Here is a 22290-nt window from a genome sequence, read left to right on the forward strand (position 1 = left end):
CGTTGTGACCGTCAGCAATCAGTTGTTATTTACCACTGATCGCTGATGGTTGACAACTGATATAAACCCGGATTTAATCACGCCGGCCTATTGCGCTTTTCATCTGGGATAATTGACCCTTACCGGCTTAGCCTTGAGTTGGTAAAAGTGGGAAAAAGTGTCCCACCGGCCCGGTGCCCTGACCGATTGATAAGGCGTGTTTCAAAGCCTCGGTGACGTAATCTTTTGCCAGTTTGAGTGCCATTGGGGAGGTGTGCCCCAATACCAAATTGGCTGCGATCGCTGCTGAAAGTGTGCAGCCGGTGCCGTGGGTGTTGGTTGTATCAACTGTTACCGTTGTTACGGTTTCCAGTGTTTTACCGTCAAACCAAACATCGACACCGCGCAGATGATCGCTCATTCCTCCGCCTTTGACAACGACGGCTGCCGGCCCTAGATCGTAGATGCGCTGGGCCGCAGTTTCCATATCTGCTAAGGTGTGAATTTCTAATCCACTTAACATTTGGGCTTCGTACCGATTCGGCGTGACAATCGCAGCCTTGGGGATCAGTCTTTCCCGCAGGGTTGCAACGGCGTCATCATCAATTAGCTGAGCGCCGGTGCGCGAAACCATCACGGGATCGACGACCAAGTTAGTTAAACCCCAAATGTCCACTTGCTCTGCCACAGCTGCAATAATTTCCTGGTTGAGCAACATCCCTGTTTTGGTTGCTCGCACTTCCATATCTTGGGCAACTGCCTCTATCTGGGCAACGACTGCCTGCGGTGATAGAGCGTCCACTCGTGTTACGCCTAAGGTGTTCTGCGCTGTCACACAGGTTATGACGCTGCTGCCGTGGACGCAGTGAAAGGCAAATGTTCGGATATCTGCTTGGATGCCGGCACCGCCGCCGCTATCTGAACCCGCAATCGTTAAAGCAACTGGCACGTTTGCTCTGGTTGCATCTGTCATACCCAGAAGTGTTTCATTGGATTGCCGACAGTTTCTCTCGCTATGTCAGTAGCTCTGGCTAAATCTGACTTGATTGATTGAACGTCCACTACAGTTTACTGATACTTTGTTTACTTCTTTCTTGATACTATATTAGTCTTGTTAAATTTGTCTATAAGTTTTAATTATATTTGCGAAGTTAGACTATCATTAAAATCGCATAATTTTAATCAATTTCTCTATTTATGAGAGAATGATTTTTGTAGTTTTCAATCCTTTTATTTAAAAATGATGGCAAAAAATCAAAATAAAATCCATTTGATTAAATAGACAACGAGCCTGAATTTATCACGTTTTCGCTAAATGCAACCCTAGAAGCGTAAGGTGATTTCTCCTCATCTATTTTACTATTGCGCTCAACTCAAACCTCAACAGGAGAATTTCAAGCTGGGACGACCAAGCATAAAATAAACACACAAAAAAATAAATGTGGGTTATAAAAAATCCTAAAAAACTTGCAATATAAAATGAGAGCGCATTAAGAAAAGTTTACCGAGTTAGATAAAAGCAGCCAGTTTTTTATCTGAAAAATATTAAGGTGTTTCTCGTCTCATTGTCTACCGGCAGGCGATCTGCAAGCGAGACAAACCGCCTGCCGGCATTCAATTACAACGTCAAACAGTTACACCGGCTTCACATAAGAGAGCCACGTTTGAGCCGGCTCAAACCCCACCGAGTCATAAAGCCGCCTCGCACCTGTCATGCTATCTGCATCAACCGCTAGTTTCACCGTACTCACGCCGGCAGCTTTTAACTGATGCATTGCCGCCAGTAATAGCGCCTTTCCCAGCCCTAACTTGCGGAAACTGCGCCCCGTACCCAGCCAGTAAATCCAGCCTTCGTTACCTCCGTTTTCGCTATTCTCTTCTGGACTAATGCCGGCATAGCAAAAGGCAGCCAGCGTCCCATCGGGTGCCAAGGCAATCAAATTTAAATCTGCCATGTAGTGGGGATCGCTCAGCCAATGCTTCAGGGTTGTCACCGTCATGTCGTGGTGGTTCCAATGATCGATAAATGATTGGTTGAAACATTCCACCCATGCCTGCATTTCTCTGTCACCGGCTAGGGGACGCAGGGTGAAGCCGGCGGGTAATTGGGGTGCTGGAATGGCCCGATCCAGCCGGCACGTCATTGTTAAGAAGTGGCGATCAACCGTAAACTGGTGCTGTTCTAGCACTGCAATCCGCTCTGTGATGTCATCGCGGCTGCTGCTTCGCAACTTTGCCGGCAGTCCTCGCTCTTTTGTGACTTCCAGCATTCGCCTCTCACTCCAGCGGATAATATCTGTTTCTAGATGATCTTCGTGTGCCTTGGGGTGAACATAAAAATAGAGGTAGCCATCGATCTCTTCTTTCGCTTCCGGCATTGATATCTGTCCAAACCCCATCAGTGTGCCGGTGTCGTCTTCCCACAAACGCAGATCCCGCGCTTTATCAAATGAGGGTTCATCGAGTTGCAGTGGTAAGTGGGCAACGGAGGTATCTTTATCGAGCTGACCCACTGTTTCACAGGTATTAACTAACTCAGCGATCGCTTTGAGATCGGTTTTGCCCGAATAGGGGCGTCTGATTAGAACTGTCATAAAAATTGTGATCCGGTTGTAACGGATTATTGGCTTTCAATTTGTTTAGAAACCGTCTACAAAAATTTGTCTGAATTCCTCGATCTTGCCGGCACATTTTTTTTAGTAACTTCACAGAGTATTCGCAGATGTCGGCAGTCGGGTGAAAGCCGGTAAAAAAAGCCAAAGTCGAGCGTACAGGCGCTTCTGAATTTTTTGAGTTAGACCGAACTCACGCAAGACTTGAATGCTAGACTTCTTGCAAAGGTTGATTTTTTGTTTTTCAACCGCAGATTAACGCAGATGACGTTAACGCTTGAATGCGCTTAATGTGAGCTGTTTAGATTTTTGCAAGAGGTTTATTTATCAGTGATTAGCATTGTTAAGCTTGCTAATCACCCGTTCAAGTTTTTGCTTTTTTTGATTGTGCGAATATTTCTGCAGGTTATTTTAAAAAAGGCTACAGCAGAGCGATCCCCTGGTGGAGAAATGGGGAAGCACCGGCTATGACTCAAGTCATGAAGTCACACCACAGAGGAAGCCGAGAGAAACTATCCCGCTATCCACTGTCTGCTGACAAGATTATTAATAAGCGTCTGTATGTTTGGTAATAAATTCTTTGAAGTCTTAGCTGGTAAAGCTTACAGAAGATTAATTCACCTCGGTTATGGCGTTCGATTGCCCACTCTAGTGCTGTTTGGCGGCTGCTTGTGCGCCCAATATTACCGGGCTGGTGTTTGCACATTAGCCAATGTTATCTTTGAGTTAACAGTTGTTTAAAGATAAAGGTTTTGCTAAATCTCTGTGAAGTTTTCACCTCCAGGGAGGCATGACAACTTATTTTTACCGTCAATTTTACCATAACCTAAGTTTTTGTGTGCCGGCAACTGCAGTTAGCAAGCTCTAGAGTTTCTTTGTTCAGAAATACATAAAAAGGTGAAGTGTGAATTCAATTGCTTGGTACTTCACCTTTTTATGTTCCACTTCCCACGGAGACCTGACACCTACTTTTACAGCGTTAGGATTGCTCTATCCTGACAACTTGCTGGTTAAACCGCAGCAGCAGATTTCAGGGCAAAAATTTTCTCAATCACATCTTCGACAACTTTATCCGGTGTGGACGCGCCAGAGGTGATCCCCACAACAATGTCACCTGCCGGCAGCCACTCTTCTTTGACTTCTAGCTGCCGGTGCAGGGGTTTATGTTCAATTTGATTGCCGGCACCGATTCGTTCCGCACAGTCGATGTGATAAGACGGAATTGCCCGATCAATGGCAATTTCTTGCAGATGGGTAGTATTAGAAGAGTTGAATCCGCCAATTACTACCATTAAGTCGAGCTTATCATCGACTAACTTGAACATGGCATCTTGCCGTTCTTGGGTGGCGTCGCAAATAGTGTTGAATGCCAGGAAATGCTGATTTAGCGCCGTTGGGCCATACTTTTTCATCATCGTGCGCTCAAACAGCTTGCCGATTTGCTCAGTTTCGCCTTTGAGCATGGTGGTTTGGTTGGCAATACCAACTTGTTTTAAATCTTTGTCGGGATCGAAGCCGGCTGAACAAGCGTTGCTAAATTTAGCGAGGAATTCGTCGCGATCCCCGCCTTCGAGGATGTAGTTTGCAACATACTCAGCTTCGCGCAAGTTCAACACCACCAGATATTTGCCGGCAAATGAACTGGTTGCCTGTGTCTCCTCATGGTTGTACTTGCCGTGAATAATTGAGGTGTAATCGCCTTTTTTGTGCTTTTCAACGCTATTCCACACCTTAGAAACCCAAGGACAAGTGGTATCGACAATTTTGCAGCCTTTCTCGTTGAGGATCTGCATTTCCCCAACAGTGGCACCAAAGGCAGGGAGAATCACCACATCGCCGGTTTCTACGACAGAAAAGTTTTTTTCTCCAGATTCAATCGGGATGAATTTGACTTGCATATCCTGCAGGTGTTGATTCACCGAGGGATTGTGGATGATTTCGTTGGTAATCCAAAGGTTTTCCGTGGGGAAATGCTGGCGGGTTTCGTAGGCGATGGCAACTGCACGTTCAACTCCCCAGCAAAAGCCAAAGGCTTCAGCTAGCAAAATTGTGACGTTGCCGCGCTGTAATCTGTAGTTATTCTCCCGGATTTGTTGGATCAGGTTGCTTTGGTAGGCGGATTTCATGACGCCGGCAACTTCCTGTTCGTGGCCAAATCCTTTGCGATGATAATTTTCTGACTGTTGGAGCGTCCGTTTGAAAGCTTTTGTATCCATTCTCTCTTGCGTTCCGGATTCTGCTTTAGCGAGCTTCTTTCTATTTGATTGTAGAATGCCGGTGCGACAGGGGAATTTAAGAGGCCGGGATTTGGGGGTTTAAGCCGTGTTGCCGGCTATAAAAATCTTGACAGATTGAAAAATGATGCACCCGTGGTTAAAAAAGATTCTGCATGGCTGTAGCGGGTTTTATCCCGGCTACCTTTGCAAAATTGGTTTAATCAGTCAAACGGCAACGGAAATAAATGCGATGCGGTATTCTCTATTTCCTATACCGGCTCTTATTTTTTCCCAATTATTTTGGGCAGATAACTCCATCGCACACTGGCTTATTTGGTTGGGAATTATTGCCGTATAAGGGACAAGGCATATTTATATCATTGCAGGGTGACTTGTCTTCTTCAGAATTGTTGCGATTGAGGAGTTTTTCGCTTTCGACTTCAGTCAGGTTTGCGCCTGTAGTAACGATAGTGGCTGCTTTGCAGATTTCCCCATATACCAAAAATAAGGTTAGAATTAGGGAAATTGGTAGAATAATAACTCTGAGTTTCATTTGGGTAAATTTGGGCATTTAAGAGAATTATTGGCAAGCGAATATGAGGGAATTAAAAGCTAGCTGAGTCACGTCTCTTCCACGCAATGTATAAAGAGGAGTGTTTCCCAGCCTTGCTTTTTTTCCGCTCTGGCCTGTTATTTAGTTATTTGGGTAAACGGTTAAAAATTATGCAGGTGTGAGGTTAAAAAAAATTTCAGTAGTTCCCGGCAAATCCTTTGGCAAAGGCAGTTTGAGTGAATTTTGACGAGCAAATAAATTTTTTGCGCCTGTGGAATTGTGCCGGCATCGGGCGATCTACCGGCGTCACCGTGCGGGTTGAGTGAGGGTGGCCGACGCTTTACCTGAAATGAAGCGCTACAGAAGACTAAAAGCTGATTGCAAAAAAAAAGGTAAAAGGTAAACAACAGTTGCTTTTACCTTTTACCTTTTTACGGTTAAATTTCCGTGTGACTGTTGCAAGAGCAACCCAGGCTACTACAGCCGGCGCAACACGACCAGTGAGCGTCCTGTAACCGGCACAGCCTTATCAGCCGTGTAAATAATACTTCCCGGTTCAATAAAATGAGGCTCCTTGGTATCAATCACAACGTCCCATTCCCGGTCTTGGAAGCCGGTTGGTAACTGAAACTCAATCAATTCCCAGTGGGCGTTAAACAATATCAGAAAGCTCTCATCCATGATGCGCTGACCTTGGGGTCCGACTCTGGGAATTTCTTCTCCATTTAAGAACATCCCAACTGCCTTAGCATGACCAACACTCCACTCCTCTTCAGTCATCTCGCTGCCATCAGGGTTGTACCAGCCGAGATCGCTGATCGTCCTGCCGTAGATGGGCCGGCCTTGAAACCACTTGCGCCGGCGAAAAACTGGATGCTTGCGGCGGAAGAAAATGAGCTGGCGAGTGAAATCTAACAGATCGGCTTTTTCTTCTGGAAAGTCCCAGTTCACCCAAGAAATTTCATTATCCTGGCAGTAGCCATTATTATTACCCTTTTGGGTTCGCTCCATTTCATCCCCATAAACAATCATGGGAATGCCTTGGGAAAGCATCAGCGTTACTAAGAAATTCCGCTTTTGTTGCTCTCGCAACTGCAAAATGTTGGGATCATCCGTGTCACCTTCTGCCCCGCAATTCCAGGAACGGTTGTGACTTTCACCATCATTATTGCCCTCTCCATTTGCTTCATTGTGCTTTTCGTTGTAGCTGACCAAATCGCAGAGCGTGAAGCCATCGTGAGCGGTGATAAAGTTGATACTGGCATAGGGACTGCGGCCATTTGTCTGATACAAGTCAGAGCTGCCGGTGAGACGGTAGGCAAATTCCCCTAGGGTTTGATCTTCACCGCGCCAGAAGTCGCGCACTGTGTCGCGATACTTGCCATTCCACTCGCACCACAGCAGGGGGAAGTTGCCAACTTGATAGCCGCCTTCTCCCACGTCCCAAGGTTCAGCAATGAGCTTGACATCGGCGAGGGTGGGATCTTGGTGGATGATGTTAAAGAAAGAGGCCAGACTATCCACCTCAAAGAGTTCTCGCGCTAGGGCGGAGGCGAGGTCGAAGCGGAACCCATCGACGTGCATATCTGTAACCCAGTAGCGCAGGCTATCCATGATTAATTTCAGGATTTGCGGATGGCCGACGTTGAGGGTGTTGCCGCAGCCGGTGAAGTCCATGTAATACCGGCGATCTTCTGGGGACAATTGGTAATAACAGGCATTATCGATGCCGCGAAATGACAGGGTCGGGCCTCTTTGATTGCCTTCGCCGGTGTGGTTGTAGACGACATCTAAGATGACCTCAATTCCCGCCTTATGCAGGGCCTTCACCATTTCCTTAAATTCGCGGACTTGGTTACCTGGTGTTTGATCGGAACTGTAGGCAAAGTAAGGAGCGAAGTAATTGATGGAGTCATAACCCCAGTAATTTTTCAGTCCTTTGTCCGCAAGATGTCCGGGATAGGCTAAAAAGTGATGCACCGGCATCAGTTCGACTGCGGTAATGCCAAGGGACTGCAAATGAGCAATCGAAGCGGGATGGGCGAGACCTGCATACGTGCCGCGCAGTTCTTCAGGGATATTCGGTTGCAGTTGCGTAAAGCCTTTGACATGAACTTCGTAAATAATCGACTCGTGAAAAGGAATTTGCAGCAGTTCGTCGCCTTCCCAATCAAACGTTTCATCGATCACAACCGACTTCGGCACCAAGTGGGCGCTATCACTCTCACTGAAAGAGAGGTCTTCGTCTGGATCTTCCCAAGAGTAGCCAAAGAGTTCTGGGCCATTAGCGACATCCCCATCGATTGCCTTAGCATAGGGGTCAATCAGAAGTTTATTCGGATTAAAGCGATGGCCTTGCTCTGGATCGTAAGGTCCATGCACTCGGTATCCATAGGCTTGTCCCGGCGCGACCCCTGGTATATAGCAGTGCCAAACCCAGTTATCGACCTCAGTCAGGGTGAGGCGTTTCTCGTTACCGTCTTTGTCAAATAGACAAAGCTCCACACCTGTTGCGTTTTCAGAAAACAAAGCGAAATTTGTACCTTTGCCATCCCAGTACGAGCCTAAAGGATAAACTTTACCTGGCCAGAGTTCTAGATGCATATATGGAAATTTAGCTAAGATGGATAGTGGAACACAATCAAGTCTTTAGAAGACGATTCAAGCCCAAGCTATTGAGTATTAATCGTTTGGGTTGACACTTAATTTAATGTTTAATATTTTTTTTAACTTCTATCAAAAGTATAAAGTTTAGTTACGAAATAGTTTGTAATTTTGAATACAATATCTCTAGACGTCGCAGATTGTTGGATTTGTCAATCGTTTGAAAGGAATAATTTTTAAGTAAAAGAACTGTCGGTCCTTATTTTCGCCTGTCTGAAGGTAGACTTTGAAATAGCCCTAAAAGAAACATTATTAATATATTATACTGAGATATTCTATAGACTTAAACCAGGATGAGCGCCGATGCAACCAGCTGTTAGGCCGCACTGGATGCTGCTGGGGCAGTAAATAAAATTCGAGAATTCAAAGTTTTGCCAGTAAAATATACTCTTGGCTCGGCAACTCTCTATTTTAAATTAGCTCGATTATGCCGGCAGACAAATCAATTACTCTAAAAATTTTAATGTGTCAAGTTTTTATGACTACCTGTTAAGTTGTCTGGAATTGGCTGCCGTAATAAAATACTTGTTCAAAAAGTTCTATTGGGTTGAAAAGTTAACTTGTTTTTCTCCCAAGCTATAAAATTCTAAAAAGGCTTTCATTCCAACTTGCTCGATAGATAGCTGAGTGTTTGCCGGCTGCTGGGAGTCACAGCTTATAGTTTGAGCAATTTTTAACTTTTGGCTCGGTTATTTACAAATTTATAAAAACTATAATTTTTTTAAAAAACTATAACATTTTTTTAAAATTTTGCTAAACACAAGCCTTTGCGACTCTATTTTAACGTTTTATTAAGCGGTAAAACTTTGATAGAAAACTCAGGGCACTTTAATACTGGATGAGTTTCTCACGCCTTCGTACAGTTTTTTGGCCTTAACGACTTTCTGACTTCAGGGAGAACCCCTAAAGTCTTTATCACATAACTCAGTACAAGTCGAGCCGAGCTCATCTGAAACGAGTAAACGAGATCGCGTTATAACTCAAGCTTAAACGCAACAGTTCCTTTGGTTGCCGGCAAGCTTTCAGCACAAACTCTGCGATTGTCTCTGGTTTTATCACTTTATTCTCTTATCTAGAACTGGAAGTTTTATGAATGCTGTTCTCCCCGGTTATCAACTACTCGAATCTATTCACACCGGCATCCGAACCGTTATTTACCGAGGTTTGAGAGAATCGGATCAATCGCCCATTATTATCAAAACTTTACACGCTGAGTATCCAACGCTTGAAGATATTACTCGCTTGCGTCATGAATATAAAATTATTCAACCTTTAGAAATTGAAGGAATTGTCAAAGCTTATAGCCTTGAAAGCTATCAGCATGGATTAGCCTTGTTGCTAGAAGATTGTGGCGGAATTGCGCTCAAAGATTGGATGAACTCTCAACCCATCCCAATTTTATCATTTCTTTCGATTGGCATTCAATTAATTTCTACGCTTGCAGAACTTCATAAAAAGAATATCATTCATAAAGATATTAAACCTCACAATATTATTATTACTCCCTTACTCGGCAAAGTTAAAATTATTGATTTTAGTATTGCTTCAAAATTGGAGCGAGAAAACCCCAGCCTCAGCCATCCGGACTTGTTAGAAGGCACCCTTGCCTATATGTCTCCTGAGCAAACGGGAAGGATGAATCGCACGGTTGACTACCGCACAGATTTTTATTCTCTGGGCGTTACTTTTTATGAAATGCTCACAGGTCAACTGCCTTTTGATACACTTGATGCCCTGGAATTAGTACATTGTCATATTGCAAAGGTGCCGGTGCCTCCCCATCACCTAAATCCAGAAATTCCTGAAGCGGTTTCAAGCTTGGTTATGAAGTTATTAGCTAAAACCGCCGAAGATCGGTATCAAAGTGCAGAGGGATTAAAATTTGATCTGGAAACGTGCTTAATCAAACTGCAAACAACCGGCACGATTTCTGATTTTATAGCCGGCAGTGCAGATAAAGCCGGTTTATTGAATATCCCCCAAAAACTTTATGGGCGTGAAACGGAAGTTTCAACCCTGTTAGAAACCTTTGATCGCGTCAGTTCTGGCAGCACTGAAATGATGCTGGTTTCCGGTTACTCCGGGATTGGCAAAACTGTTCTAGTCAATGAAGTTCACAAACCCATTGTCCGGCAACGGGGTTATTTTATTGCCGGCAAATTTGACCAATTCAAGCGCAACATTCCTTTTGCATCTCTGATTCAAGCTTTTCAGTCATTAATTCAGCAATTACTTACCGAAAGTGAATCAGAAATTCACATTTGGAAAGAAAAACTTTTATCAGCTTTAGGCAGTAACGGGCAAGTCATCATTGATGTGATTCCCGAAGTTGGATTAATTACCGGCAAACAGCCTGCCGTACCTGAACTGGGGGCAACTGAATCGCAAAACCGTTTCAGCCGAGTATTTAAACAATTTATTAGCGTATTTACAACCGAAGAACACCCCCTCGTTGTCTTTTTAGACGACTTGCAGTGGGCAGATTCAGCCTCGCTTAAATTAATCGAACTGCTGATCACGGATGCGGATAGCAAATATTTATTACTCATTGGCGCATATCGGGATAACGAAGTATTTCCCACCCATCCAACGGTGCAAACGATTGAGAAGATCCAAGCTGCCGGTGCAATGGTTAATAATATTGTACTTGAGCCGTTACAACTGATTCATGTTGAAGAATTAATTGCCGAGACTTTAAATGAATCTGTTCGCTCAAAACCGTTATCTGAGCTACTTTTTAATAAAACTCAGGGTAATCCCTTCTTCTTAACGCAACTACTGAAAACGCTCTACCAGGAAAACTTATTAATTTATGAGTTATCTTCGGGGGAGTGGCAGTGGAATCTTGAGCAAATTCAAGCCATTGGCCTCACTGATTATAATGTCGTTGAACTCATTGCCCGCAATATTCTCAAACTGCCGGTAGAAACGCAGAAAGTTTTAAAGCTGGCAGCTTGTATTGGCAACACCTTTAACTTAGAAGTTTTGAGTGTTGTTAGTGAGGAGTTTTCCTTAGCCGCAGCGGCTCAATTGTGGCCGGCACTTCAGGCTGGGTTGATTTTGCCCTTGAGTAATGAGTATAAAATTCCCTTGGCATTTACTCAGGAGGAATCTGCCGGTATTACTTTAACCGATATCAAAGTAGACTACAAGTTTTTACACGACCGAGTACAGCAAGCTGCTTATTATTTGATTCCCGATGAACAGAAAAAACAGACCCACCTAAAAATCGGTCAACTGCTGCTGCAAAATACAACGCCTGAAGAACGAAAAGAAAATATCTTTGCTTTAGTCAACCAACTGAATTACGGCACTGACTTACTTACGACTGTTTCGGAAAAATATGAACTGGCGTCGCTCAATCTTATAGCCGGACAGAAAGCCAAAGCTGCAACGGCTTATGAAACTGCCGTTAAGTATTTAACCGTGGGGCTAGGACTCCTAGAGAAAAATAGCTGGGAAACCCAGTACGATTTGACTCTGAACTTGTATGTGGAAGCGGCGGCTGCGGAATACCTAAACATCAACTTCGAGCGGGCAGAAACCCTTTCTGAAGTAGTGCTAGAACACGCCAAAACTGTTCTTGATCGCGTCAAAGTTTACGAACTGCAAATGCTGTTTTCTTCCCAGCAAAACAAGCTACAAGCCACAGTAGATATTGCCCTGCAAGTTTTAAATATGCTGGGCATACTCCTCGCTCAGGAACCTCCCGGAGAGACGGATATTGAGGAATTAGCAAATTTGCCAGAAATGACGGCTCCAGAGCTGCTGGCGGCGCTGCGGAGCTTAATTATTGCCGCTCCGTCTGCTTATTTTGTAAATCCTGACTTATTTCCGAAATTTATATTTACTATGGTCACTCTCTGTTGCCAACACGGTAATTCCGGGATCGCCGCTGGCGCGTATGGCGGGTATGCTTTGTTGCTTTGTGCGACACCCGCAGGCGTTGAGACTGGATATCGATTTGGAAAACTAGCAGTGAAGCTGTTAGATCTATTTGACGCTCGATCGAGCGTCGGTAAAGTCTCCACTTTATTCAACGGTCATGTCAGACACTGGAAAGAACACGCTAGGGAAAGCGTAGCCCCAATGTTGGAGGCGACTCAAGTCGCGCTGGAGAACGGAGATATAGAGTGGAGTGGGTATAACTCTTTATACTACTGTCACCACATATTTTTTATTGGGGAACCGCTGGACTTTGTAAATCAGAAGCAAGCGCAACACCTCGATTCAATGCTGAAATTGAAACAAGATTTGCACAGTCCTTACCTCAAATCGTTGCGAATAATAACATTAAATTTACTCGACGCATCCCAGGAAGAATACCGCCTCAGTAATGGCGAAATACTGAATGAAGAAGAAATTTTGCAATCGACGCTTGCCACCAATAATTATATGACTATATTTATGGTCTATCTGGCCAAAGCGATGCGATTTTATTTGTTTAAAGATTACGAGCGGTCTGTTGTCAACGCCGCTTTAGCAGAAAAGTATGTCGATGGCGCACGCGGTTCAATGCAAGATGCGGAACACAATTTCTACTATTCTCTTGCAGTTTTAGCTCAATATCCCAATGTTTCAGAGCGAGAACGAGAACAATACTTGGATATTGTGGATAAGAATCAAGAAAAAATGGAACAATGGGCTTTTCTCGCGCCGATGAATTGTCTGCATAAGTATGACTTGGTTGTAGCAGAAAAAGCGCGGGTTTTGGGTCACAATGAGCAAGCAATGGATTATTATGAGCGAGCAATTAAAGGAGCAGCGGAACAGAAGTATATCCAAGAAGAAGCGTTAGCAAATGAACTGGCGGCAGAGTTTCATCTATTCCTTGGCAGAGACAAGATCGCTAAAACTTACATGACGGATGCTTATTATGGTTATATCCGTTGGGGTGCTAAAGCAAAAGTTGAAGATTTAGAAGAACGATATCCCCAATTACTCGCCTCAGTCCTTAAGCAGAAAATGATTGAAAAGACCGGCGAGACAATTATGCAAACAATTCAGGGAACCATTACTTCTACCGGCTCAGAAATTTCAGAATTTCTCGACTTGGCAACGGTGATGAAAGCATCGCAGGCAATTGCCGGGGAAATTGTTTTGTCTAACTTGCTCGACAAGTTAATGAAAATTTTGATAGAGAATGCCGGCGCACAAACCGGCTCACTCATCTTGCCAAAGAACGGGGAATTCTTCATAGAAGCAACGGGGACTAAAGATGAAGTGCAAGTGCTGCCATCTCTTCCCGTGTCAACCAGCCGGCAGCTACCTGTTTCAGTGCTTAATTATGTGATCAGAACTCAGAAAGATGTTGTTTTAAATGATGCAAGCGTTGAGGAAATCTTTAAGGCTGACGCCTACATTATCGAACACAAAATTAAATCGTTACTGTGTACGCCTATCTTCTATCAAGGCAAAGTTACTGCCATTCTTTACCTGGAAAATAATCTAGTTGCCGGTGCTTTTACACCGAAACGCGTAGAAATATTGCGGATGCTATCCGCGCAAGCCGCAATTGCCATAGAAAATGCCACACTGTATCACACCCTAGAAGTCAAAGTAGAAGAGAGAACGGAGGAATTACAACAAAAGAATTCGCACCTACAGATAGAAATAAAAGAGCGCCAACGAGCTGAGAAAACAGCAGAAGCTGCGAACCGAGCTAAGAGCCAATTTCTCGCCAATATGAGCCATGAATTAAGAACTCCCCTCAATGGCGTTTTAGGTTACGCTCAAATTCTCAAGCGTGACAAAAACTTAACGCCCCAACAAACGACAGGCGTTAATATTATTCATCAATGCGGCGAACATCTTTTAATGTTAATTAATGATGTTTTAGATATTTCAAAGATTGAAGCTGGAAAAATGGATCTCAACCTGACAGAGTTTCATTTTTCACAATTTCTTCAAAGCATCGTTGAAATTTGTCGCATTCGAGCCGAACAAAAGGGAGTTTCCCTAAACTACGAACCCATAACCCAGCTTCCTCTAGCAATTCTTGCTGATGAAAAAAGATTGCGGCAGATTGTGATAAATTTGTTGGGAAATGCTGTTAAGTTTACCGAAGCGGGCGGCGTTACTTTCAAAGTGGGATACGTTAATGATTCATCGTTTATTGCTCATAATTCATCCCCATCACCCCTAACTAAAATTCGCTTCCAAGTAGAAGACACCGGCATCGGGATTGCACCGGAAAAATTATCTAAAATATTTTTGCCCTTCGAGCAGGTAGGCGATACCGCTCATCAAACCGAAGGAACCGGCTTAGGATTGGCAATTAGCCGGCAATTAGTTGAAATGATGGGGGGCGAATTAAAAGTAGAAAGTGCTGTCGGTAAAGGCAGTGTCTTCTGGTTTGATATAGAATTAACCGAAGTTGAAGGATGGGAAAAATACCAAAAACAAGCTGAAAAAATTATTCGAGGGTATGCCGGCGCTAAACGTAAAATATTAGTAGTAGATGATAAATGGGAAAATCGCTTTGTTGTCGCTAACTTGTTAGCACCTCTGGGATTTGAAGTCAGAGAAGCGACTGACGGTGAAGACTGTTTGAACAAAGCGGCTGCTTTTCATCCCGATTGCATTTTCACCGATTTGGTTATGCCGGTTATGGATGGCTTTGAAGCCATCAGGAGAATTCGCAAATCACCCGAACTTAAAAATGTGGTCATTATCGGCACCTCTGCCAGTGTTTTTGAGGCTGAAACGCAGGGAAGTTTAGACGCAGGATGTGATGCTTTTCTCCCGAAGCCAGTTCGTGCCGAAGAACTTTTTGAATGCTTAAGCCGCCTGCTTAATTTAGAATGGATTTATGAGTTAGAAGTGATCGCTCCTGATTCTTCCGTCCCAACGATTCCTGAAAGCAGCCAAGAAAAAGAAGTCATTGCGCCTCCTGCTGAAGAACTTTCGATCTTTTTAGAGTTTGCCATGAGTGGCGATTTACAGCAAATTCAAAAGCAAGCTGAAAAGCTTAAGAATTCATCGCCTCAATTCGCTGCTTTTGCTAATCATCTAATTCAGTTAGCTAATGACTTTGAAGAAGAAAAAATTCTCGAGTTCGTAGAGCAATACTTGGAGGTACAATCATGAGCGCAGATTCTTCTAATTTTGGCCCAATTCTCATTGTCGATGACAACCCAACTAACTTACAATTGCTATTTGATTGTTTAACGACTGCCGGCTATAAAGTTTGGGTCGCTCGAAGTGGTCAAAGTGCGATTAAAAAGGTCGAATATTCTCCGCCTGACTTAATTTTACTCGACGTACTAATGCCGGGTATCGATGGCTTTGAAACCTGTCGGTATTTAAAAGCTTCTGAATCAACAAAAGATATTCCTGTCATTTTTATGACAGCATTAGCCGACACAGAAAATAAAGTTAAAGGCTTTAATGCCGGCGCAGTCGATTACATTACCAAGCCGTTTCAGCAAGAAGAAGTTTTAGCTCGTGTTCAAACTCATTTGAGCATCCGAAATCTAACAAAAAAACTCCAAGTTCAAAACGAACAATTACACCAAGAAGTTACGGAGCGCAACCAGCTAGCAAACGAGCTAGAAAGACGAGTGGAAGAGCGAACCGAAGAGTTGTCACAAACTAACTGGCGTCTACAACAGGAAATTGAAGATCGCAGCTTAGCTGAGCAAACATTGCAGCGTTCGCTTGTAAAACTCCAGCAAGCGCAAAGCCAATTAATTCAGAGCGAAAAAATGTCTGCTATTGGGCAAATGGTTGCCGGCGTAGCGCATGAAATTAACAATCCAGTTAACTTTATTTATGGCAACCTCTCCCACGTTAGCGATGATATTGAGGAGCTTCTTGAGATGCTCAATTTATATCAAGAAGTTTATCCTAATCCTGAATACAAGATTTCTAAAAAAGCAGAAGATATAGACCTAGGATTTTTGATTGAAGACTTGCCTAAAATGCTGAATTCAATGCAGGTTGGTGCGGAACGAATTCGTGACATTGTTTTGTCGTTGCGGCGTTTCTCGCACCAAGATGGATTTGAAATGAAGCCAATGAATATCCATGAAGGCATTGACAGCACGTTGATGATTTTGCACAACCGGCTGAAATTTAAGCCAGATCGCCCTGCCATTGAAATCATTAAAGAGTATTCTTCTAATTTGCCACTTGTCGAGTGTTATGGCGGCGAACTGAATCAAGTTTTTATGAATATTCTTGCTAACGCAATTGATGCTATAGATGAATCTAACCAACACAGGAGCGCGGAACAAATAAAAGCTTATCCAAGCTGGATTTGGATTAACACCCAGGTAACAGAGGGTAATCGAGTAATTATCCGAATTAAAGATAATGGCTCTGGGATAACGCCTGAAGTCACTCAACACATCTTTGACCCTTTCTATACAACTAAATCTCCAGGCAAAGGGACTGGAATTGGATTGTCAATTAGCTGGCAAATTGTTGTAGAAAAACATGGAGGAAGTTTGCAATGTAATTCAACACCGGCACAAGGTACAGAGTTTGTGATTGAACTGCCAATTGCTCAGGGATATCAAGCAATGATCGCCTCATAGATGACTAGATTATTCATTGATTGTTTACAGCATCTAACTTTTGCAGAGCAATTAAGTTAGTTTGTGCTGAAAACAAACACGATGATGTGACAAAACTGAGGCATATTCAGGCCGGCATTACTTTTTATAATATTTCTGTGTGTCTGCCGGCTCGCTAAATCGTCATTCGAGCTTCTGTTAATCAGCGAAAAAATAATGCAAGACGGGTGTTAGCTGAAGTTAAACTATGGATGGGTTTGGATCAAGACAGGCTGCCGGCAGAAAATGAGGCAACCGCTTGCTCTTAGCGCGGTTAAAATTCCACTAAAATAATCATACAAAACTCTTCTTTAAAAAAACGTATGATTTGTTACAAAACCCTGATAACACACTTATTTGATTAAAGTTTTTGAGTTTTCAAATCAAACCTTAAAATTTTAATTAAAATTAAAATATCCCAACTTGCTAAAATCCTGCATTTGTTTAAAAAACCCTTATTTTTTGTGCTAAAATTATTGGCGCTTTCCTAGCTCGAAACAAGGAAACAAGCAAAAACCATGTTTCAAGAAAAAATACCGTGGAAGGGGCTGTTAGTCAGTTTAGCTGCCATTGCAACTGTATTGCTCTTAGCGGTCAGTGGTAGCATTTTTAAATTGCCGGCAGATGCCGGCCAATCTCCTACCATAATTGCTGAAATGGCACCTCAACCGATAGCAGATGTGTGACCAACAGATGAATATTATCCTGCTGTCAAAAATTTGGTAGAGCGCTATGCTTGTCTAACAGGTTATCCAGATAACACTTTTCAACCTCGTCGTGTTGCAACGAGAGGGGAAGTGGCTCAAATGTTAAGCAACTGTCTAGATAGAATTGTTGAACTGATCGAGCAAAAATAATTTTAAAAGCTCAAGTTGGGTGCGAACACACCGGCATCTCCCCTAAATTCATAGATGTCATTGCCATAGAACACTTTTCCTATGTAGTAGGGAGATTGATTAGATGGCACTTAGCACTTTCTGTCATAGGGTGCATTTTTATCTTTTTTTTGGAGTTTATAAGCCGAGGTTAAAATTTCTTCAATGCAATGCAAAATTTAATTTATCCAAGAATAACTAAAAAACTAAAACCTGATTGAAATTTAATCAATTAAACGATTGAATAAATCCAAAAAACTTGAACAGAGTTAAAAAATTAATTTAGCTTACATTTAAAATCGCTAATTTAGTATCAGTAAAGCCATAATCCATCACAGCAGTGTAAATAAGCTCTAGTGATAGATTATGGCTTTAACTAAGGCGAACGCAGCAAGGTGCTAATTCAGCCGGCTGATATCATTGCTACAAATCGTGAGCAGACATTTAATAACAAAGCGCTCACGAGGAAAACCCAACTCACTTACTCCTTAACCAAACTCAGCCCAGAACCAAACTCTTCACCATAACCTTCTTCACCATGTTCGTTGATATCCACACCTTGGTCTTCAACGACCGGCTTAACTCGCAGTTCCATGAATGATCCTAGAACTTTTAGAATAATAAAGGTGCCAACACCGGCAAAAACATAGGTGGCGACGATAGCGATAATTTGTTCAACCAACTGCGACGGGTTGCCGAAAAACAAGCCATTATCACCAGCAGCGTTAACCGCTTTTGTGGCAAAAAGGCCGGTTAGAAGCGCCCCGACAGTCCCACCAACCCCGTGAATGGGAAAGGTGTCTAAAGAGTCATCAAACTGCCATTTCGCGCGCAGGGTGACCGCGTAAAAACAGCAAATTGCAGTAATTGATCCGATGAGGAGAGCTCCTAGGGGAGCGACATATCCGGCTGCTGGGGTAATACCGACTAATCCCGCTAGAAAGCCGCTGGCAATGCCGATGGCGGTTGGCTTGCCTCTCAATATCCATTCCCACAGCAGCCAAGTTAGACCACCGGCAGAGGCGGAAACCATTGTCGCCACAAAAGCAACGGTTGCTAAACCACCGGCTGCTAAAGCGCTGCCGGCATTAAACCCAAACCAGCCAAACCACAGCAACCCAATTCCCAATAAGACATAAGGCACATTATGGGGGGCTGCCGGTCGCACCATAAAGCTTTTGCGTGGCCCAATCATCCAAGCGGCAACCACCGCAGAAACACCGGAACTGATGTGGACAACTGTGCCGCCGGCAAAGTCTAAATCTCCAATCGCACCGAGCCAGCCTTTACCCCAAACCCAGTGAGCCAAAGGAGAGTAGATTAAGGTTGACCACAGGAGGATAAACCAGAAATAGGCTTTAAAACTTATCCGCTCCACAATTGCCCCAGAGATCAGCGCCGGGGTGATGATGGCAAACATCATCTGGTAAACCATGAACACCTGATGCGGAATCGTTGGCGCATAGCCGACTGGATCGGGTTGGTCGAATGCCACGTTATTCAAGCCAAGCCAGTTTAAGCTCCCAATAATGGGATTGGCATTGACTGTAGCGGCATCTCCGGGGTTCACACCAGGTATGACTGAAGTTGGGGCGAAGGCAAGACTGTAACCCCACAGCGTCCAAGTCACTCCAACGACGGCCATTAGGAGCAGGCTCATCATCATGGTGTTGAGTACGTTGCGAGAGCGTACCAGTCCTCCATAGAAAAACGCCAGTCCAGGCGTCATCAGCAGGACTAGGGCTGAGCAGATTAACATAAAGGCGGTATCGCCTGTGTCAAGAGGAGACTCTGCGGTTGCTGGAGCCGTTTCTTGTTGGCGAGTCGCATCTGCTGGAGCGATCGGCGGCTCGGTAGACGTTGCCGGCGCGGATATTGCCGGTGTGGGAGTGGCGGGAACGGTTTGTTCCGCAGAAGGGCTGGCAGGAGTGAGCAGTTCTGTTGCCTCCGGCTCTGGAGTTGGTTCATCTTGGGAAAGGACATTTCCCATCAGGGGAATAACGAGTATCCACAGGGCGATGATGCCGGTTAGTACCTTTTTAAACACGTTCTTACCTTTTGAAGCGATGACTTAGAATTTCACCAATTTTTCACTGGGTAATTCCGTATTAAAGGATACATATGCTACGTTTACAAGTTTATATAATCGCAAAATTTTACTTTTGCACATCTAAATCTCTTGTCGCTCTATCAAGCACTGCATTTGCATTTAGTTTTTGAATGATTTATGAATGTTCTCTCAAAGCCGGTGTGCAGCAAGGTATCTGCACCATACAAGATCGCTGCATAAAATAGCAATTTTTGCAAGCCAAAAATATTTTCAAGATAGTGCGGCTGTGCGAACACAAGAAATTTATTTAAAAAGTTTTCTGAATCAATTTAGCTCAGCTCATTTTGAAAAATGACAGCAACTTGTGAAGGCTGGGCAATTTTCAGTCCTAAGAGTTTTAAACTCTTATAATTTCAAAGAGCATTAATAAGTTTGTGCTAATTTAAAAGAATTTAAAGTTTTCTGCTAAAGTTATAGGCAATTTCATGCCCCAAAAAACAGTGTTCCTTGAAAAAGTAAAAAGAAACCGGCTGTGGCTGGGTTTAGTTGCAATTGCGACGGTGTTGCTGTTAGCAGTAAGTAGTAGCATTTTTAACTCGCCGGCTACTGCTAGCCAACCCCCCAGCATCTTGGCTGAGGTTTCACCGGCTGACCCCTCTTTTGTAGCAGTGCAAAATTTAGGAGAACGCTACGGTTGCTATTCTTTGGGCAATGGCAGTTTTAATGGCAGCGAACCTGTGACAAAAGCTGAATTTTTCCAAACTCTGAGTGCTTGCCTAGACAGCATCGCTCAATTGGCTAAATAATAAAAAAATTTCAGGGGCTAAAATTCTACCAAAATGGCTGTACTCATTCGAGACAGCCATATTTTTTTGACTTTAAATTTTTTTGTGACAAATTAGAGAATTCTCTAATCCCGGCATCTCTCAAAAAAATTAACAAGTGGGATGTTTTGAAACCGTTCTAGGCAGACGTGCTGATTACTTGTTCTAATGCTTGCTTCACGCCAGAATATTGATAATTAAAACCGGCATCTAAAGTACGTTTAGGCAAAACCTTTTGGCCCTCTAAAACCACTTGGGCAGCATCGCCTAAAAGCGCTTCTAAAGCAAAATTGGGCACCGGCAGCCAAGAAGGCCGGTTCATGACTTGGCCCAAAGTTTCGCAAAATTCATTCATGCGAACCGGGTTGGGTGCGGTGGCGTTGAGAACCCCTTCAATTTCAGGACGGGTTAGCGCTTGCACGATTAGGTTCACCAAGTCCTCCCGGTGAACCCAAGAAAACCATTGCCGGCCTGATCCAATTGGCCCACCGGCATACAATTTAAACGGAAGTAGCATTTTCGCAACTGCGCCACCCATGCCTAAAACAATGCCGGTGCGAAGAATAACGAGGCGGGTGCCGGCATCCTTCACCTTCTGCGCTTCCGCTTCCCAAGCTTGACAAACTTCTGCCAGAAAATCGTTGCCGGCACCACTATTTTCATCAAAGGTTGCCGTTTCGCTGGTTCCGTAATAGCCAATGGCAGAGGAATTCACCAAAACCGAGGGTTTCGGGTTTGCCTTAGCGATCGCTTCCACAATTTTTTGTGTGCCTAGCTGCCGGCTATCCAGTATTTCCTGTTTGCGTGCCGGTGTCCAGCGTTCATCTGCAATCGGTGCGCCGGCAAGGTTTACCACGCCATCGCATCCTGAAATCGACTCTTGCCACTTTCCCGACTGGGTTGGCGTGTAGGCAACGATTTCAACATTTGGGTACGCATCAGATGGAAACACGCGCCGCGCGCGATCTTGGCTGCGCGTCAGTACCAGAATTTGATGTCTGTCTGCGTGAAGTTTTTCGACAAGACGACTGCCGACAAAGCCGGTTGCGCCGGTGATGGCTACTTTCATAAGTGGAAGCGTTAACTTTTGTATGTTCTCTGCTAACCCCACAGTTTACGTCAGCCGGCAACACTTGCAAAATCCGGTTTACTGTAGCGCCGGCTGCTGATGGTTTCAAGATCAGGGTGCTTGACGGGAGCTGTTAATGTTGTTATTACGGATTGGCAAGGGTGCCGGTAAGTCAAACAATCCGGATTTTGGCAAGTTTTCAATGAAATTCCCCAGAGCCGAGGGGAATCAAAGTATTTTTTTGTAACAAACTTCTATTTCTGTGGGGTAATCGCAATGCCAAAGTACACTGTAGACGAAGTTCTCGACATTATTAAAAGCTTGACTGCTGAAGAAAAAACTGCCCTGCAATCTCAGCTATCTGTAATTTTGGGTGCAGGCGCAACATCCAATCTTCAAGCACAGACTCAACAATCCCAATCCTTTGGCAACATTACGATGGGAGATGGCAATGAAGTTAAAGCTGAACAGTTTTCAGCGGAAGGTTCTGTGAATATCTCTGAAACGAATGCCAACATTCAAGGGGGAAAAGCAGACATAAAAGAAGCTTTTGAATTGTTGCATTTTATGAAGCAAGAACTCAGCCAGACTGAAAAACTTAACGCCTTAGAAAAGAAAGACGCGCAAAGCAAAATTGAGTTTGTCGAAGAAGAACTCAAAAAATCGAAACCGGATAAAGATTTAATCACTCAAGCGGTTGATGCGCTGGAAAAAGGTTTGAAAGGGGTTGAAAAATTAATTGAACCGACCATTAAAGTCGCTAAATTGGTTGGTTCGGCTATTTTTATTTGAAGCAATTTAGCCTTATCGATTAGAAATTACTTTCAACCTTGGATTTTAAGGTAGTGTTTCGCCCGTCCTTAAAATCCAAGGTTTATCTACATCAAAAA

General features: G+C 43.8%; 11 protein-coding genes. 5 read left to right on the forward strand and 6 right to left on the reverse strand.

What is annotated here, in order from left to right; genetic code table 11:
* Positions 1–127: 127 nt before the first annotated feature.
* The 4 genes from thiD to glgX form a co-directional block, all read right to left on the reverse strand.
* Positions 128–952, reverse strand: a complete 825-nt coding sequence (gene thiD / locus H6F73_RS18250) for a bifunctional hydroxymethylpyrimidine kinase/phosphomethylpyrimidine kinase (protein ID WP_190760209.1) — start codon at positions 950–952, stop codon at positions 128–130.
* Between the two features lie 661 nt (positions 953–1613).
* On the reverse strand, positions 1614–2573 hold the full coding sequence (locus H6F73_RS18255) for a GNAT family N-acetyltransferase (RefSeq protein ID WP_190760210.1): 960 nt from the start codon (positions 2571–2573) through the stop codon (positions 1614–1616).
* 1028 nt (positions 2574–3601) lie between these two features.
* The gene (locus tag H6F73_RS18260; RefSeq protein WP_190760211.1) at positions 3602–4807 is read right to left on the reverse strand and encodes a 4-hydroxy-3-methylbut-2-enyl diphosphate reductase; all 1206 of its coding nucleotides are present in this window, start codon (positions 4805–4807) and stop codon (positions 3602–3604) included.
* Positions 4808–5837: 1030 nt separating this feature from the next.
* Entirely contained in the window at positions 5838–7964 is a 2127-nt protein-coding gene (gene glgX / locus H6F73_RS18265) for a glycogen debranching protein GlgX (protein ID WP_190760212.1), read from the reverse strand.
* A 1149-nt stretch (positions 7965–9113) separates the two neighbouring features.
* On the opposite strand from glgX, the gene H6F73_RS18270 reads away from it, so the two are divergent.
* From H6F73_RS18270 to H6F73_RS18280, 3 genes are all read left to right on the forward strand, one after another.
* Entirely contained in the window at positions 9114–15113 is a 6000-nt protein-coding gene (locus tag H6F73_RS18270) for an AAA family ATPase (RefSeq protein ID WP_190760213.1), read from the forward strand.
* Positions 15110–16564: a response regulator gene (locus H6F73_RS18275; protein WP_190760214.1), complete on the forward strand. Its 1455-nt coding sequence runs from the start codon at positions 15110–15112 to the stop codon at positions 16562–16564. Before H6F73_RS18270 ends, H6F73_RS18275 begins: the two co-directional genes overlap by 4 nt.
* Before the next feature lie 536 nt (positions 16565–17100).
* Positions 17101–17268: a hypothetical protein gene (locus H6F73_RS18280; RefSeq protein WP_190760215.1), complete on the forward strand. Its 168-nt coding sequence runs from the start codon at positions 17101–17103 to the stop codon at positions 17266–17268.
* Positions 17269–17938: 670 nt separating this feature from the next.
* On the opposite strand, the gene amt is transcribed toward H6F73_RS18280, so the two are convergent.
* Positions 17939–19504 (reverse strand): ammonium transporter, encoded by a 1566-nt coding sequence (gene amt, locus H6F73_RS18290; RefSeq protein WP_347239565.1) that lies wholly within the window; start codon positions 19502–19504, stop codon positions 17939–17941.
* Between the two features lie 488 nt (positions 19505–19992).
* Here amt and H6F73_RS18295 point away from each other — a divergent pair, with 488 nt between their 5' ends.
* Positions 19993–20313 (forward strand): hypothetical protein, encoded by a 321-nt coding sequence (locus H6F73_RS18295; protein ID WP_190760217.1) that lies wholly within the window; start codon positions 19993–19995, stop codon positions 20311–20313.
* Positions 20314–20470: 157 nt separating this feature from the next.
* Here the strand turns inward: H6F73_RS18295 and H6F73_RS18300 are convergent, their stop codons facing one another.
* Positions 20471–21400 carry a TIGR01777 family oxidoreductase gene (locus H6F73_RS18300; protein WP_190760218.1) on the reverse strand — a complete coding sequence of 310 codons (930 nt, stop codon included), beginning with the start codon at positions 21398–21400 and terminating at the stop codon, positions 20471–20473.
* 276 nt (positions 21401–21676) lie between these two features.
* Between H6F73_RS18300 and H6F73_RS18305 the strand changes: the two genes are divergently transcribed.
* Complete coding sequence (locus tag H6F73_RS18305) at positions 21677–22192, forward strand: hypothetical protein (RefSeq protein ID WP_190760219.1); 516 nt, start codon at positions 21677–21679, stop codon at positions 22190–22192.
* Positions 22193–22290: the final 98 nt, after the last annotated feature.

This window comes from Microcoleus sp. FACHB-68, assembly GCF_014695715.1.
Taxonomy (GTDB): Bacteria; Cyanobacteriota; Cyanobacteriia; order Cyanobacteriales; family Oscillatoriaceae; genus FACHB-68.